Annotated in this window: 14 protein-coding genes; 9 read left to right on the forward strand and 5 right to left on the reverse strand. The window is 72.5% G+C overall.

Going from position 1 to position 16073, the window contains the following annotated elements:
* Nucleotides 1–3: 3 nt before the first annotated feature.
* The gene (locus ACPPVX_RS15415; protein ID WP_426571454.1) at nucleotides 4–1455 is read right to left on the reverse strand and encodes an aldehyde dehydrogenase; all 1452 of its coding nucleotides are present in this window, start codon (nucleotides 1453–1455) and stop codon (nucleotides 4–6) included.
* A 147-nt stretch (nucleotides 1456–1602) separates the two neighbouring features.
* Here ACPPVX_RS15415 and ACPPVX_RS15420 point away from each other — a divergent pair, with 147 nt between their 5' ends.
* The 3 genes from ACPPVX_RS15420 to ACPPVX_RS15430 are packed head-to-tail and all read left to right on the forward strand — an operon-like array spanning nucleotide 1603 to nucleotide 5548.
* Nucleotides 1603–2799: an amidohydrolase family protein gene (locus ACPPVX_RS15420; protein WP_426571455.1), complete on the forward strand. Its 1197-nt coding sequence runs from the start codon at nucleotides 1603–1605 to the stop codon at nucleotides 2797–2799.
* On the forward strand, nucleotides 2796–4379 hold the full coding sequence (locus ACPPVX_RS15425) for a FadD3 family acyl-CoA ligase (RefSeq protein ID WP_426571456.1): 1584 nt from the start codon (nucleotides 2796–2798) through the stop codon (nucleotides 4377–4379). Before ACPPVX_RS15420 ends, ACPPVX_RS15425 begins: the two co-directional genes overlap by 4 nt.
* Nucleotides 4376–5548 (forward strand): CaiB/BaiF CoA transferase family protein, encoded by a 1173-nt coding sequence (locus ACPPVX_RS15430; protein ID WP_426571457.1) that lies wholly within the window; start codon nucleotides 4376–4378, stop codon nucleotides 5546–5548. The genes ACPPVX_RS15425 and ACPPVX_RS15430 overlap by 4 nt, the downstream gene beginning before the upstream one ends.
* 38 nt (nucleotides 5549–5586) lie before the next feature.
* On the opposite strand, the gene ACPPVX_RS15435 is transcribed toward ACPPVX_RS15430, so the two are convergent.
* Entirely contained in the window at nucleotides 5587–6522 is a 936-nt protein-coding gene (locus ACPPVX_RS15435; protein ID WP_426571458.1) for a zinc-dependent alcohol dehydrogenase, read from the reverse strand.
* A gap of 91 nt (nucleotides 6523–6613) precedes the next feature.
* On the opposite strand from ACPPVX_RS15435, the gene ACPPVX_RS15440 reads away from it, so the two are divergent.
* From ACPPVX_RS15440 to ACPPVX_RS15465, 6 genes are all read left to right on the forward strand, one after another.
* On the forward strand, nucleotides 6614–8134 hold the full coding sequence (locus ACPPVX_RS15440; RefSeq protein WP_426571459.1) for a class I adenylate-forming enzyme family protein: 1521 nt from the start codon (nucleotides 6614–6616) through the stop codon (nucleotides 8132–8134).
* The gene (locus tag ACPPVX_RS15445; RefSeq protein WP_426571460.1) at nucleotides 8134–9165 is read left to right on the forward strand and encodes an acyl-CoA dehydrogenase family protein; all 1032 of its coding nucleotides are present in this window, start codon (nucleotides 8134–8136) and stop codon (nucleotides 9163–9165) included. The genes ACPPVX_RS15440 and ACPPVX_RS15445 overlap by 1 nt, the downstream gene beginning before the upstream one ends.
* A complete protein-coding gene (locus ACPPVX_RS15450) occupies nucleotides 9165–10289 on the forward strand; it encodes an acyl-CoA dehydrogenase family protein (RefSeq protein ID WP_426571461.1) in 1125 nt (374 codons plus the stop codon). The genes ACPPVX_RS15445 and ACPPVX_RS15450 overlap by 1 nt, the downstream gene beginning before the upstream one ends.
* Nucleotides 10286–11065, forward strand: coding sequence for an enoyl-CoA hydratase/isomerase family protein (locus ACPPVX_RS15455; protein ID WP_426571462.1), 780 nt, complete (start codon nucleotides 10286–10288; stop codon nucleotides 11063–11065). Before ACPPVX_RS15450 ends, ACPPVX_RS15455 begins: the two co-directional genes overlap by 4 nt.
* A 34-nt stretch (nucleotides 11066–11099) precedes the next feature.
* On the forward strand, nucleotides 11100–11813 hold the full coding sequence (locus tag ACPPVX_RS15460) for an NUDIX hydrolase (protein ID WP_426571463.1): 714 nt from the start codon (nucleotides 11100–11102) through the stop codon (nucleotides 11811–11813).
* A 100-nt stretch (nucleotides 11814–11913) separates the two neighbouring features.
* Nucleotides 11914–13182, forward strand: coding sequence for a hypothetical protein (locus ACPPVX_RS15465; RefSeq protein ID WP_426571464.1), 1269 nt, complete (start codon nucleotides 11914–11916; stop codon nucleotides 13180–13182).
* A 242-nt stretch (nucleotides 13183–13424) separates the two neighbouring features.
* Here the strand turns inward: ACPPVX_RS15465 and ACPPVX_RS15470 are convergent, their stop codons facing one another.
* From ACPPVX_RS15470 to ACPPVX_RS15480, 3 genes are all read right to left on the reverse strand, one after another.
* Nucleotides 13425–13778 carry a hypothetical protein gene (locus ACPPVX_RS15470; RefSeq protein ID WP_426571465.1) on the reverse strand — a complete coding sequence of 118 codons (354 nt, stop codon included), beginning with the start codon at nucleotides 13776–13778 and terminating at the stop codon, nucleotides 13425–13427.
* A 188-nt stretch (nucleotides 13779–13966) separates the two neighbouring features.
* Nucleotides 13967–14938 carry an acyl-CoA dehydrogenase family protein gene (locus ACPPVX_RS15475; protein WP_426571466.1) on the reverse strand — a complete coding sequence of 324 codons (972 nt, stop codon included), beginning with the start codon at nucleotides 14936–14938 and terminating at the stop codon, nucleotides 13967–13969.
* Nucleotides 14938–16068 carry an acyl-CoA dehydrogenase family protein gene (locus ACPPVX_RS15480; protein ID WP_426571467.1) on the reverse strand — a complete coding sequence of 377 codons (1131 nt, stop codon included), beginning with the start codon at nucleotides 16066–16068 and terminating at the stop codon, nucleotides 14938–14940. Before ACPPVX_RS15480 ends, ACPPVX_RS15475 begins: the two co-directional genes overlap by 1 nt.
* Nucleotides 16069–16073: the final 5 nt, after the last annotated feature.

Consider the following 16073-nt stretch of genomic DNA (forward strand, 5'->3'; position numbering starts at 1 on the left):
GGGTCAGGTGGAGGGGGCGCCGGAGATGGCCTTGGCCTCGAGGTAGCCGTCGAGCCCCTCGGAGCCGAGCTCGCGGCCGATGCCGCTGGCCTTCATCCCGCCGAAGGGAGCGGCCGGATCCATGCTGTAGGGCTCGTTGATCCCGAACGATCCGGTGCGGATGCGGCGGGCCACCTCGAGCCCCCGCCCGGCGTCGGCGGTCCACACCGAGCCGGAGAGCCCGTAGTCGGACTCGTTGGCCAAGCGGATGGCGTCGTCGGTGTCCTGGTACGGGACGACCGACAGCACCGGGCCGAAGATCTCCTCGCGTGCGATGGCCATGGTGTTGGCCACGTCGGCGAAGAGCGTGGGGCGGATGTACCAGCCGTGGTCGAGGCCGTCGGGCCGGCCGCTGCCGCCCACCACCAGCCGTGCTCCTTCGGCGACGCCGCCGTCGATGTATCCCCGGACCCGCTCCTGCTGGCGCCGGGTGACGAGCGGCCCGATCTCGGTGGCCTTGTCCTCGGGATCGCCCACGACGAGCGCCTCGACCATGGCGGCCAGGGCGTCGACGAACTCGTCCTGCCGGGCGGCGGGCACCAGCACGCGGGTCTGGGCCACGCAGGCCTGGCCGCTGTTCATGAGGCCGGCCACCTTCACGCCCTCGGCGGCGGCGGCCGGGTCGGCGTCGTCGAGCACGATCGCCGCCGACTTCCCGCCCAGCTCGAGGCTGACGCGCTTGAGGTCGCGGCCGCACTGCGCCGCCACCAGGCGCCCGGCCGCGGTGGAGCCGGTGAAGGCCACCTTGTCGACACCGGGGTGGGCGACGAGCGCCTCGCCGACCTCGCGGCCGCCGGGGAGGATGCTGACGACGCCGGGCGGGAGGCCGATCGAGTCGATCACCTCGGCGAGCAGCAGGGCGTCGAGCGGGGTCTCGGCCGCGGGCTTGATCACGATGGAGCAGCCGGCGAGCAGGGCAGGGGCGAGCTTCCCGGCGATCAGGAACTGGGGCATGTTCCACGGGACGATGGCGGCCACCACGCCCGTGGGCTCCTTGCGCACGAGGATGTCCTGGCCGTAGGCGCCGGGCCGGGTGGACTCCCACGGGTAGCCCTCGGCGATGTCGGCGAACGTGGTCATCAGCACCATGGGCAAGGTGGCCTGGGCGAACTTGGAGAACGAGATGGGCGAGCCCATCTCGGCGGTGATCAGCGCCGCCATCTCCCGGCGGCGCTCGCTGTAGGCGGCGGCCAGGCGGCGCACCGCATCGACCCGCTCGGCGGCGGGGAGCCGCGGCCAGTCGCCGGTGTCGTGGGCGGCGCGCGCCGCGGCGACGGCGCGGTCGACGTCGGCGGGTCCCGCGGCGGCGGCGGTGGCGAAGACCTCGCCGGTGCGGGGCGAGACCACGTCGATCACGCCGTCGGTGGTCGGGTCCTGCCACGTGCCCCCGACGAACAGACGGTTGTGCGCTTCCACGTCGCCTCCTCAGGCCGAGCCCCTGTGCCCGCGATGAGACGGAGGTTACACAATTCCAAGAGGCACGTTCTCGGCCCGGGACCGGCGTTGCAATCGAGACTCTCCTGGACCAATAATGGAATTCTCATTCGGATGAGGAGACCAACGATGACCGCCTACGAGCTCGCCTGCCCGGTGTTCGACGCCGACAACCACCTGTACGAGACCGAGGAGGCGCTGACGAAGTTCCTGCCCGCCCGGTACCAGCGCGCCATCGAGTACGTCGAGGTCCGGGGGCGCAAGAAGATCGTCGTGCGGGGCCAGATCAGCGACTACATCCCCAACCCCACCTTCGAGGTGGTCGCCCGCCCCGGCGCCCAGGAGGACTACTTCCGCAAGGGCAACCCCGACGGCCTGAGCCGCCGCGAGATCTTCGGCGAGCCGATGCGGGCCCTCCCCGCCTTCCGCAACCCCGAGGACCGCATCAAGCTCATGGACGAGCAGGGCCTCGACCGCGCCCTCATGTTCCCCACCCTCGCCAGCCTGGTCGAGGAGCGCATGCGCGACGACCCCGAGATGATGCACGCCGTCATCCACGCGCTCAACGAGTGGATCCACGAGACCTGGGGCTTCGACCACGACGGCCGCATCTTCACCACGCCGATCATCACCCTCCCCATCGTCGACAAGGCGATCGAGGAGCTGGAGTGGGTGATCGAGCGCGGCGCCAAGGCCGTGCTGATCCGGCCGGCGCCGGTGCCGGGCTACCGCGGGCCCCGGTCCTTCGGCCTCCCCGAGTTCGACCCCTTCTGGGCCAAGGTGGTGGAGCACGACATCTTGGTCACGATGCACTCGTCGGACAGCGGCTACGAGCGCTACTCGAACGACTGGATGGGCAGCGGCACCGAGATGCTGCCGTTCCAGCCCCAGGCGTTCCGCATGCTCTCGGCCTGGCGGCCGATCGAGGACGCGGTGTCCGCCCTGATCTGCCACGGTGCGCTGAGCCGGTTCCCCGAGCTCAAGGTCGCCGTCATCGAGAACGGCAGCAGCTGGGTCGAGCCCCTGCTCAAGAACCTGGCCGACGTCTACAAGAAGATGCCGCAGGACTTCTCGGAGAACCCGGTCGAGGTGTTCAAGCGCAACATCTACATCTCCCCGTTCTGGGAGGAGGACCTGGGCGAGCTGGCCGAGCTGATCGGCGTCGACCACGTCCTGTTCGGGTCGGACTACCCGCACCCCGAGGGCCTGGCCCACCCGCCGAGCTACGTCGACGAGCTCGCCGGCCTGCCCGACGAGACGATCCGCAAGATCATGGGCGGCAACCTCGCCCGCCTGATGAACGTGAAGGACGAAGTCCTGCGATGACCGACGCCACCGAGGGTGCCCCCGCCAGCATCGCGGCGCTGCTGGCGGAACGAGGGGCGCGCTCCGGCGACCTCCTCGCGGTCGTCGACGGCGAGATCTCGCTGACCTACGCCGAGCTGCTCGCAGCGGCCGACGCGTTCGGTGCCGGCCTGGTCGACCTCGGCATCGAGCCCGGCGACCGGGTGTCGATCTGGGCGTTCAACAGCGTCGAGTGGATCGTGGCCGCGCTCGGGATCTTCCGCGCCGGCGCCGTGCTGGTGCCGGTGAACACGCGGTTCAAGGGCGTCGAGGCGGCCGAGATCCTGCGGCGCAGCGGCGCCAAGGCCCTGATCACCGTCACCGACTTCCTCGGCGTCGACTACCTCGAGCTGCTCGCCGAGCACCGCGCCGCGCTGCCCGACCTGGCCACGGTGGTGGTGGCCCGCGGCCCCGACCGTCCCGGCACCGAGTCGTGGGCCGCCTTCGCCGCCCGGGCCACCGACGACGGCCGCGCCGAGGTGGCGCGGCGCAGCGCCGCCTTGGGTCCCGACGACCCGTCCGACATCCTCTTCACCTCTGGCACCACCGGTGCGCCGAAGGGGGTCGTCCAGACCCATGGCCGGACCCTGCGGGTGGCCACCGACTGGGTGGCGATGACCGGCCTCGAGGCGGGCGACCGCTACCTGATGGTCAACCCGTACTTCCACATGTTCGGCCTGAAGGCCGGGATCCTGGCGTCGGTCGCCGCGGCCGCCACCATGCTCCCCGAGGCCGTCTTCGATGCCGACCGGGCCCTGGCCCGCGTGGCCGAGGAGCGCGTCACCGTGTTCCCCGGCGCCCCCACGCTGTACCAGTCGATCCTCGACCACCCCGACCGGGCCCACCACGACCTGTCCACCCTCCGGGTGGCGGTCACCGGCGCCGCCGACATCCCCGTCGAGCTGATCCGCCGGATCCACGACGAGCTCCCGTTCTCGGTGATCATCACCGGCTACGGCCTCACCGAGGGCGGGACGGCTGCGGCCACCTCCCCGGGTGACGACTTCGAGACCATCGCCACCACGGTCGGCCGGCCCCGGCCCGGCTTCGAGCTGCGCATCGTCGACGGCGAGGGCGCCGACGTCCCGGCCGGCGAGCCCGGCGAGGTGCTCCTGCGCGGCGGCAGCGTCATGTCGCACTACCTCGACGACCCGGGCGCCACCGCCGAGGCCCTGGCGCCCGACGGCTGGCTCAGCACCGGCGACCTCGGCACCGTCGACGCGGCCGGCAACCTCCGCATCGTCGGGCGCTCCAAGGACATGTTCATCGTCGGCGGCTTCAACGCCTACCCGGCCGAGATCGAGAACCACCTGCTCCGCCACCCCGACATCCGCCAGGCCGCGGTCATCGGGATCCCCGATGCCCGGATGGGCGAGGTGGGGATGGCGTTCGTGGTGCTCGCCCCCGACTCGGCGCTCACCGGCCCCGACCTGGTGACCTGGAGCCGCGAGCAGATGGCCAACTACAAGGCGCCCCGCGCCGTGCAGATCGTCGACGAGCTCCCGGTCAACGCCACCGGCAAGGTCGTCAAGGACACCCTGCGCGCCTGGGTCCAGGGATGACCGCCGCCGAGGCGCCCGGCCTGTCGTCGTTCGCCGACCTCCGCGTCATCGAGCTGGGCGTGTGGGTGGCGGCACCGTCCACCGCGGCCCTCCTCGCCGACTGGGGGGCCGACGTCATCAAGGTCGAGGCCCCCACCGGCGACCCGATGCGCAACGTGTTCGGCTCGCTCGGCATCGGCGACGAGATGCCCAACCCGGCCTTCGCCCTCGACAACCGCGGCAAGCGCAGCGTGGTGCTCGACCTGCGCGACCCCGACTCGCGCCAGCGGTTCGAGGACCTGCTCGCCGGCGCCGACGTGTTCATCAGCAACCTGCGGCCCGACGCCCTCGACGCGCTGGGCCTGGAGCCCGAGGCCACCGTCGAGCGCCACCCGCACCTCGTCTACTGCAGCGTCAGCGGGTACGGCCTCCACGGCCCGGAGCGGAACCGGCCCACCTACGACATCGGTGCCTTCTGGGCCCGCTCCGGCCTGGCCATGCAGATGGCCGATGCCGACGGCAACCCGCTCAACGCCCGCGGCGGGATCGGCGACCACATCACCGGGCTGGCCGCCCTCTCCGGCGTGCTCGCCGCGGTGATGGAGCAGCGCCACACCGGCAAGGGCCGGGTGGTCGAGGCGTCGCTGCTGCGCACCGGCACGTTCGTGCTCGGCTGGGACCTCGGCCTGCAGACCACGCTCGGCAAGGTGGCCAAGGCCGAGCCGCGCCACCGCAACCAGGCACCCCTCATGAACCCGTACAAGACGAGCGACGACCAGTGGTTCTTCTTCACGGGGCTCGAGGCGGCGCGCCACCTCCCCGCGGTGCTGCGCGCCCTCGGCCGGCCCGAGCTGGCCGACGACGAGCGCTTCGCCAGCGCCGGAGCCGTCCGCCGCAACCGCACCGAGGTCATCGCCCTGCTCGACGAGATCATCGCCACCCGCCCGTTCGCCGAGTGGGCCGAGGTGTTCGATCGCGAGGGCGTGTGGTGGGCGCCGGCGCACACCCCGGCCCAGGTGGTGGAGGACCCGCAGCTGCTCGCCAACGACGGGTTCATCGACGTCGACGGCGGCGCCCTGCGCTCGGTCAACGGCCCCATCACCTTCTCCGGGATGATCAAGCGCGAGGCCCGCGTGCCCGGCCTCGGCCAGCACACCGACGAGGTCCTCGCCGAGCTCGACGAGCGCTGACCCGTCGGGGCCCCCAAAGGTCCCGCCGGGTCCCGCCGTCAGGGCTCGATGACGACGCGGATGGCGCCACTGCTCCGGTCGGCGGCGACGCGGAAGGCTTCGGGGGCGTCGTCGATCGGGAAGCGGTGGGTGATGAGGGCGCGGGCGATGTCGGGGTCGTCGGCGAGCATCTGGGCGGCGTGCTCCATCTCGCGGCCGCCCTCGTGGCTGCAGTAGCCGAGCGATGGGAGCAGGTGCGCCTCGCGGTGGAACAGCGGCATCCAGTCGAAGGTGACCGGGCCGAAGTGCACGCTCAGCACCACCACCGTGCCGCCCGGGGCGACCGCCTCGATGGCCTGGCCGATGCTGGCATCGGTGCCGGCCGCCTCGACCACGACGTCGAAGCGGCCCGTGGCGCCGATGGTGGCGCCGAGCCGCTCACCCGCCTCGCGCTGGAAGGGGTGGCGCGCTTCGAGGGCGACCGCCTCGGCGCCCATGCGGCGGGCGCACGCCACGGCCAGCAGCCCCAGGCCGCCGGCGCCGATCACGGCCACCCGCGAGCCCGGTCCGGTGCCGGCGATGCGCAGGGCGTGCCATGCCACCGACGCCGGCTCGACGATGGCGGCGTCGCGCACGTCGAGGCCCTCGGGGAGCACGACCAGCCGCTCGGTCGGCGCGCGGAACCGGGTGGCCATGCCGCCGTCGGCGGAGATGCCGAGCGCCCGCTGGCCGTGGGTGGCGCACAGGTTGTACGAGCCCTTGAGGCACTGGTCGCAGGCCATGCAGCCGTACAGCGCCTCGACCACCACCGGGGTGCCGTCGGCGCGGGTGCCGGCCAGCTCGTGGCCCAGGATCTTCCGGCTGCCGAAGCGGAGGTACGAGAGGTCCGACGCGCAGATGCTGGTGGCCTGCATGTCGAGCACCTCGCCCACACCGGGCGGCTCGTCCAGGTCGACGACGACGACCCCGCCCTCGGCGCCGCGCACGGCCTTCACGGTTGGGGCACCACCCGTCGGTCCATGGCGAGAACGATACCTCTGCGTTGGTGTTGACGTCGATATCAAAAATCGAGAATACTGTTTCCATATGGCCGCCTACCTGCACCACGCCCTCGAGCAGGCCGCCGAGCGCCACGGGCAGCGGGCGGCGGTGCGCGCCGGCGACGAGCAGTGGTCGTTCGCCGACCTCGACCGGGCGAGCAACGCGTTCGCCCGCCACCTCCGCTCGTGCGGGATCGGCCCGGGCGACCGGGTGGCGCTGATGATGGCCAACCGGGTCGAGTTCGTCACCGTGTTCAACGCCATCAGCAAGCTGGGTGCCGCGGCGGTGCTCATCAGCCCGGCCTGGAAGGCCATCGAGGTCGGCCACGCCGTCGAGCTGACCGGCCCCGCGCACGCCGTGACCGATGGCAGCGCCACCGCGATCTTCGCCGAGCTGCTCGGCACCGACGAGGTGACCGACCTCGACGACGAGGTCGGGGCCGCCGCCGCGTTCGCCTGGAGCGGCGACCGCCTCGACGAGGCCCACGACCCTCCCGCCGACGAGGCCGTGCTCGTCTTCAGCTCCGGCACCACCGGCCTGCCCAAGGCGGTGCGCCACACCCACACGTCGATGGGCCACGCCACCCGCCACTGGATCGACGCCCTCGGCCTCGGTCCCGACGACCGCTTCCAGGTGGCCACGCCGCCGTCGCACATCCTCGGGCTGCTCAACCTCCTGGCCGCCGCGGCCGCCGGGGCCACGGTCCGCCTGCACCGCCGCTTCGACCTCGACGAGATCCTCCACCGGATCGAATCGGAGCGGATGACCCTCGAGATGGCCGTCGCCCCCATCGCCCTCGCCCTGGCCAACCACCCGAGGCTCGAGGACTTCGACCTGTCGTCGCTGCGCTACATCATGTGGGGCGCCACGCCGGTCACCGAGGCCGTGGCCCAGGTCGTCACCGATCGCACCGGGGTGCGCTGGCTGCCGGCCTACGGCGCCAGCGAGCTGCCGGTCATCACGTGCAACCCGGTCGACCGGCCCGAGGTGTGGCGGCTCGACTCCGCCGGCCTGCCGCCCGCCGACGTGGAGCTGCGGGTGGTCGACATCGGGACCGGTGCCGTCCTCGAACCGGGCGCCACCGGCGAGCTCCAGGCCCGGAGCCCGTCGCTCATGTCCGGCTACCTGCCCGACGACGAGAACGCGGGCGCCTTCGACGACGGTTGGTACCGCACCGGCGACGTCGGCTGGATCGAGCCCGAGGGGTGGGTCCACCTGACCGACCGCTCCAAGGAGATGATCAAGGTCAACGGCTTCCAGGTGGCGCCGGCCGAGATCGAAGCGGTCCTCCACGGCCACCCCGCGGTGCTCGACTGCGCCGTGTTCGGCCTGCCCGACCAACGGGCCGGCGAGGTCCCCGTCGCGGTGGTGGAGCTCGACCCCGACCGCCCCCTCGCCGACGGCGAGCTCGAAGCGCTCGTCGCCGACTCGCTCGCCACCTACAAGCAGCTGCGCCACCTGGTGGTCGTCGACACGATCCCCCGCCTCCCCTCGGGGAAGGTGCTGCGGCGCACGCTCCGAGACGACTGGACGCCGGTGCTGCTGGCGAAGGCCGAGGACCACTGATGGACGTACGGCTCTCACCAGAGCAGCAGGCGCTGCGCGACTCGGCGGCCCAGGTGGTCGACCGGCTCGGACCGAAGGCGGTGGGCGAGCTCGACGACGCCGAGCGCACCGCCAAGCTCGACGCTGCCATCGCCGCATCCGGCTGGCGCGAGCTGCGCGTCGCCGACGAGGGCTCGGCGCCGCTGGCCTCGGGCGTCGAGGCCGCGCTCATCGCCGAGGAGCTGGGACGCGGCCTGGCCGACGCGCCGTTCCTCGGGCCCACGCTCGCCGCCGACCTCCGCCGCCTCACCGGGGCCCCGTGCGCCTCCGGCCCCGAGACCGTGGTCCTCACCCACGATCTGGCCGCGCTCGCCCCGGTCGTCGGTGGCGTGCTGCCCCACGACGCGGTGGCCGTCGATGCCACCGACGCCGCCCTGGCGCTGGTCCTGGTCGCCGGCCCCGACGGTCCGGCGCTGGCCGAGGTGCCGGTCTCCCCGGCGGAGACGCAGATCGACCTCACCCGCTCGGTCGCGGTGGCCGCCGGTGCCGATGCGCTGGTGGTGGTCGCCGACCAGGCCCGCTCCCTGAGCGACGACGACCTCGCCCGGTGGAGCGCGCTGGCGCTGGCCCTCACCAGCGCCGACCTCGTCGGCGTCATGCGCGGGGCGGTCGACCTGTCGGTCGCCTACGCGGCCGAGCGCCGGCAGTACGGCGCGGCCATCGGCTCGTTCCAGGCCGTGCAGCACCTGCTGGCCGACGCCTTCGTCGCCATGGAGGGCTCGCGCAGCCTCACCCTCCACGCCGCGTGGGCGGTCGACGCCCTGCCGCCCGCCGACGCGGTCGCGGCGGCCTCGATGGCCAAGGCGTACAGCGCCCGGGCGGCGCTCGCCGTGTGCGAGACGGCCATCCAGGTGCACGGCGGCATCGGCAACACCTGGGAGTGCCTCGCCCACGTGTACCTGCGGCGGGCGCTGCTGTCGATCGACGTGCTCGGCGGGGTCGGCCCCAACCTGGATCGCGTGCTCGCCCACGCCGGCATCGGAGGCAGCTGATGGACTTCGCCGACTCGCCCGACGAGGCCGAGTTCCGCCAGCGGCTGCGGACCTGGCTCCAGGCCAACAACCCGGGCCTGCCGTCGTCGTCGACCGACGACGACTACTGGGCCGGCATGGCCGCCTGGCACCAGGCGCTCCACCAGGCCGGGTTCTTCGGGCTGTCGTGGCCGAAGGCGATCGGCGGCCAGGGCCTCCCCAACGTGTACGAGGTCATCGTCGACGACGAGCTGGCCGCCGCCGGCGCCCCGCCGCGGCCCAGCCTCGGGTACCTGGTCCAGGGGATGCTCGAGCACGGCAACGAGGACATCCAGCAGCGCTTCCTCCCCGGCATCATCAGCGGCCACGAGCGGTGGTGCCAGGGGTTCAGCGAGCCCGACGCCGGGTCCGACCTGGCCTCGCTGCGCACCCGGGCCGACCTCGACGGTGACGAGTACGTCCTCACCGGCCACAAGGTCTGGACCAGCTACTCCGACGACGCCGACTGGTGCCTCGTCCTGGCCCGCACCGACCACGACGTCGCCAAGCACCGCGGCATCTCCGGCTTCATCGTGCCCATGCACCAAGACGGCATCGAGCAGCGGCCGCTGCGCATGATCAACGGCATCACCAAGGAGTTCGGTGAGGTCGTCTTCGACGGTGCCCGCGTGCCGGCCGCCAACATGATCGGCCAGCCCGGCGAGGGCTGGCGCCTGGCCATGACCGTCGTGAGCCACGAGCGCGAGCCCGGCGAGCTCGGCTTCGTCGCCCGCTACCGCAAGACCGTCAAGACGCTCGCCGGCCGAGTGCGCGACGAGCCGGCCCGCTACGGCACCGAGCAGACCCGAGACCTGGGGTGGGCCATCGTCGAGTCCGAGATGCTGCGGCTCCACGTGAGCCGACGGCTCTCCGATCGCCTCGACGGGATCGAGCACGGGCCCGAGGGATCGGTCGACAAGCTCCTCATGACCTACGTCGAGCAGGCGGTCGGCCATGCGGCCATGGCCGTCGGCGGCACCGGCCACGCCGGCGACGACACCTGGATGAAGACCTACCTGTACAGCCGTTCGCAGAGCGTCATGGGCGGGACCTCGCAGATCCAGCGCAACCTCATCGCCCAACGAATCCTGGGACTACCGACATGACCGAGTACCACGTTCCGCCCGAGATCCAGGTCGAGGCCGACGGCCCCATCCTGATCATCCGCCTCAACCGGCCCGAGGCGCTCAACGCCACCAACCACGTGCTCCACGAGGCCATCGCCGACCTCTGGCCGCAGGTCGACGCCGACCCCGACGTGCGCGCCGTCGTGCTCACCGGCAACGGCCGGGCCTTCTCCGCGGGCGGCGACTTCAACTACCTCGACGACCTCACCAAGGACGCCGACCTCCGCCGCCAGACCCTCATCGCCGGCCGCAAGATCGTGATGGGGATGGTGGCCTGCAAGGTGCCCGTGGTGGCGGCCGTCAACGGTCCGGCGGTCGGGCTGGGCTGCAGCCTCGTCGCCCTCTCCGACGTGGTCTTCATGGGCGAGAGCGCCCACCTGGCCGACCCGCACGTGGCCGTCGGCCTCGTCGCCGCCGACGGCGGGCCCGTCACCTGGCCGCTGCTCACCAGCCTCCAGCTGGCCAAGGAGTACGCCCTCACCGGCGACAAGATCCCCGCCGAGCGCGCCGCCGCGATCGGCCTCGCCAACCACGTCTGCCCCGACGACGAGGTCTTCGACCAGGCCATGGCCTGCGCCAAGAAGATCGCCCGCCTCCCCAAGCAGGCCGTCCAGGACACCAAGCGCATCCTCAACATCCACATGGAGCGCGCCGTGCTGGCCACCCTCGACTTCGCCCTCGGTGCCGAGGACAAGTCGTTCGAGTCGCCCGAGCTCCGCAAGAACATCGACCGCTTCCTCGCCCCCAAGCCCTGACCAACGACGATCGCGTCCCAGTACGATCTCGGCGGTGACCCGGGAACGCCGTGACGAGGACGCCTCGCCGATCATCCCGGCGGCCACGGTGGTCGTGCTGCGCGACCACGCCGACGGTGGCGTCGAGGCGCTGATGCTCCGGCGCAACGCCAAGCTCGAGTTCGCGGGCGGCATGTGGGTGTTCCCCGGCGGGAGGGTGGACGACGGCGACCGGGCCGGCCTGGCGGTCGATGACGCCGAGGGCGCGGCTCGACGGGCCGCGGTCCGCGAGAGCGCGGAGGAGGCCGGTGTCGAGCTCGACCCCGACGCGCTCGTGTGGTTCTCGCACTGGACACCACCGCCGATCGCACCCAAGCGCTTCGGGACCTACTTCTTCGCCACGGCCGCGCCTGCTGCCGACGTGGTGGTCACGATCGACGGCGGTGAGATCCACGACCACGCCTGGATGCGGCCGCGCGAGGCGATGGCACGGCGAGACGCGCAGGAGATCCAGCTCGGGCCGCCGACGTGGATCACCCTCGCGGAGCTCGCCCGCCACGAGACCGTGGACGCCGCGCTCGACGCCTTCCGGCAGAGGCCCGCGGAGCACTTCGCCACCCGCATCGCCTCCATCGGCGACCGCCTCATCGCGCTCTACGACGGCGACGTCGCCTACGACGGTGGGGATCCCGATGCCGACGGTGGCCGCCACCGCCTCTCGATGGCCGACGACGGTTGGCGCTACGAACGCGACGGCTGGGGCTCGTAGTACGGATCCTGAGATCGGACATCGAAAGTGTTTGAGGATGTCTGATATTGGTGGTGGTTGACGGGCTTGGGTGTCAGACCCTCGGCGTAGCATGGAACACATGTTCGATGGACCCGACGCCGATGCTGCTGCTGCCCGCCTGGTGCGGGCGCACGCCCTGGTCGACGCGGTGCTCGGGCTCGATGTGCGCGGGGCGACGGGGGCGGAGCTGTCCGGGCTCCTGGAAGCGCGTGCGGAGCTCGCGGCGATGGCCGACGGGGCCGCGGTCGCCGCGGTGCCGGGGTGGGAGGCGTCAGGCGATTGGACCGGCGACGGGTCGTCCACGCCGGTCACGTGGCTGGTCAACCACACGGGTGCGGGCCGCACCACGGCGGGGGCGCTGCGCCGCACCGGCCTGTTGGCGGCATCGATGCCCCACGTCTCCGCCGCCGCCGCAGCGGGGTCGCTGCCCCTGTCGCACCTGCACCAGCTGACCCGGGCCCGCCGCGCCGAGGTGGCCGAGGTGTTCGACCGCGACGAAGCCCTCCTCGTCACCGAAGCCACCGGTCTCACCGCGGACCGGTTGGCGGCCCGCCTCATCGAGTGGCGCTACGGAGCCCTCGCCGAGCTCGGCCGCAACGACCCCGACCGCGATCCCGGCCCCCAGACCGACGACGACACCATGACCATCGTCGTCGGGTTCCAAGGCCGCGGCCTCGTGGCGATGGACCTCACCCCCGAATCGCTCGCCACCCTCGTCGAAGCCCTCGACGCCCGCATCGACACCTGGCGGCGCACCGGCCAACTCACCGGCGACGACCGCACCCACCCCCAACTCGTCGCCGCCGCCCTCCTCGACCTCATCGCCGACGGCTCCACCAGCAGCCGGCGCGGTCAGCCCCGACCCCTCGTCGTCATCACCGCCACCCTCGCCGCCCTGCTCGACCACGCCAACCTCACCGGCCCCGAACGAGACCGCTGGGCCGCCCGCATCCTCGGCGGCGGCTCCATCGGCCGCCACACCCTCCGCGAGCTCCTCGAACGAGCCAACATCGCGTTCGTCGTCACCGACGACGACGGCGAACCCCTCCACGTCGGCCGCACCCGCCGCCTCATCACCGCGGCGATGCTCACGGCCCTGCTCGCCCGCTCCGGCGGCACCTGCGAACACCCCGGCTGCCACGCCAACCACCACCGCTGCCAAGCCCACCACCTCACCTGGTGGCGCCACGGCGGCGAAACCAACATCGACAACCTCGTCCTGCTCTGCAAACACCACCACCGCCTCGCCCACCACGGCTGGCCCATCACCCGAGGCCCCACCGGCCTCGAGTTCCGAAGAACCAACCACACCCCCATCCCCCCACCCCGCTACCACCACACCGCCTGACGCTCAAGGGCCGAGGTCTCGGGACGGAGAGCCGGGCCAACCGAGGACGGAAGCGAACGGGGAGTGGTCGATCACATCGGTGCCGGGCAAGCGCCCGACGAACCACCAACTCGCCCGCACCACCGCGGGCGAGTTGACGCGCCGGTACGTCGGAGACGGCAACAGCCGGTCAAGGCCTCACCGTCGGCCCGAGGTCCTCGCCGGCTGCGCTGCCGGCTCGGTGACGGTCGGCAGCGGGGGTGTCAATCCTGACCAAGTCGGAGCTGGTCGAGGCAGGCGGATCGGACCTCGACGCGCAGTTCGGTGTCGGACCGGCCCCACCCGCCGATGTGCTCGTCGTCCACCCCGTACGTGGCACCGAGGGGCTCATTGATGACTCCATCGTCGTACTCGGACTCGATGTAGATGCGCTCGACCCACGCGACCAGCTCGAACTCATCCAAACGGCCGGCTAGGCAATCCGCCGCCCGATCCGTCGCGACCACTCGCCATGCCTCGACGAAAGGGGGCACCGCGATCCCGAGTTCGTCCATGGCGGGCCGCAGCGCATCGCGGACATCGAAGGCGTCGTCGCCGGTTAGACCGGCGAGCGCCACGACGCATGGACCGTCGTGACCACTCGCGACCCACCATGCCGCCCATGTTGGGACGAGTGATGCGTCGAGATCCCCGATGACGTACCGCGCCGCAACCAGATCGGGACTTGGCGCCCCTGCTGCCCCATCGTGTGCCACCACCGCATCCTCCCAGACGGTGTGCCCCAGAACGCCGGGGCTGTGACTCCCTACAAGGGCAGGAGCGGGGGGAGCTGGCGGGACTCGGTGACGGCCCGTCCGAGATCGGCGGTGAGGGTGCGGGTGCTGCCGAACAGCTCGTCGAGGGCGAGGGTGCGGCGGACGTAGAGGTGGAGGTCGTGCTCGGTGGTGAAGCCGATGCCGGCCAGGACCTGCTGGGCATGTCGGGCGGTGGTGCGGGCGGCTCGGCCGGCGGCGGCCTTGGCCATCGCGGCGGTGACCGGGTGGCGGTCGTCCCAGGCCCCGTCGAGCAGCGCCTGGGCCGATTCGATGGCGATGAGGGCCTCGGCCAGACGGTGGCGGATGGCCTGGAAGCCGCTGATGGGCTGGCCGAACTGCACCCGCTCGAGCGCGTGCTCCCGGGCCAGTTCGAGCATCTTGCGAGACGCACCGACCAGCTGGTGGCCGACGGCGAGCTGGGCGACTGCGATGGTGTCGGCCCAGGCGAGGGGGTGGGCAGCCGTCGGGTCGAGGCCGTCGACCACCGCGGTGACGGTGACCAGGCCCAGGTCGGGATCGAGGCCGGTGACAGGGCGGAGCGTCAGGTCGGCGGCGGCCACCACCACGCCGGCGACGGCGTCGTGCGGGGCGGCTTCGTCGGCGGCGAGGGCGCAGGGGACGAACACGGTGTCCTGGCGCAGGATGCGCTCGGTGGCGAGGCCCCGCACCCGGAGGCGGTCGCCGTCGAGGCGGCCGGGAGGGTCGACGGCGCCGAGCCAGGGGAGGACCACGCCGTGCTCGCCGCCGGTGACGAGGAAGTCGAGCGCAGCGCAGGTGGCGTGGTTGCGGCCGAGCTGCTCGAACAGGACGGAGACGGCCGCGCGGTCGTCGTCGGCCAGGGCGTCGAGCCAACCGAGGTCGTGGAGGGCATCGTCGAGGTCGGCGCCGAGCAGGGCGGGATCGGCGGCGGCGACGGCGTGCCCGATGGTCCGCTCGAACAGCTCCAGGTCGTCGGCGTCCATCAGCGGTCGCTCCCCAGGTCGAGCAGGCGGCGGGCGATGATGTTGCGCTGGATCTCGGCGCTGCCGCCGTAGATCGTGGCGGCCCTCGAGTAGAGGAACTCGCTGCGCCACCGCTCGGCGGCGTCGTCGTCGCCCAGGACGATCTGATCGGCGAGCGCGTCCTCGGCCAGGTCGAAGACGGCCTGCTCCACGGTGGCCAGCAGCACCTTGTCGATCGACGTCTCGGCCCCGAGCTGGCCGCCCGACGCCATGCGGTACTGGGTGGCCCGGGACCGGAGGCGGAAGGCGTAGAGCAGCTGGGTGACCTCGCCGACGCGCGCCGGATCGAGCGAACCGGCCGGGGCGGCGTCGAGCAGCAGCTCGAGCCGGCGGTGGAGGTAGGCCGCGCGGTGCCACAGGGCGGTGCTGCGCTCGAACGGGAGCAGGTCCATCGCCGCCGCCCAGCCCTGCCCCTCATCGCCGAGCATGCGGTCGAACGGGACCACCACGTCGTCGAAGAAGACCTCGCAGAACTCGGGGGCGCCGTGCATGGTCTCGATGGGGCGCACGGTGATGCCGGGGGTGTCCATATCGACGAACAGGGCGGTGATGCCGCGGTGGGCCGACTCGGTGGTCCCCGTTCGCACGAGCAGGACGCAGCGCTGGGCGTACTGGGCCAGGCTCGTCCACACCTTCTGCCCGGTGACGCGCCAGCCGTCGTCGGACCGCACGGCGCGGCAGGCGAGCGAGGCGAGGTTGCTGCCGGCGTCGGGCTCGGAGAAGCCCTGGCACCAGGTCTCGTCACCCCGGAGCATCCGCGGCACCATCAGGGCGGCCAGCTCGGGCGACGCGTAGTCGATCATCGTCGGCACCAGCACCTCGGTCATCGAGTAGATGCCGGGCTCGACCAGGTCGCGGCTGGTGAGCGCTTCGCCGAGGTAGGCGCGCAGCAGCGAGGACCCGCCGAGGCCGCCCACGTGCTCGGGCCAGCCCCACCGCATCCAGCCGGCGTCGTAGGCCGTGCGCTTCACGTGGGAGAGCTGGTCCATGTGGTCGTCGAGCGAGCCACCGGCGGCGTGCTCGCCGCGCAGCTCGGCGTCGTGCTCGTCGAGCCAGTCGTCGAGCGCGGCGCGGAAGACGGGAAGGTCCATGGCGG

Source organism: Aquihabitans sp. McL0605 (assembly GCF_049993875.1).
Classification (GTDB): Bacteria; Actinomycetota; Acidimicrobiia; order Acidimicrobiales; family Iamiaceae; genus Aquihabitans.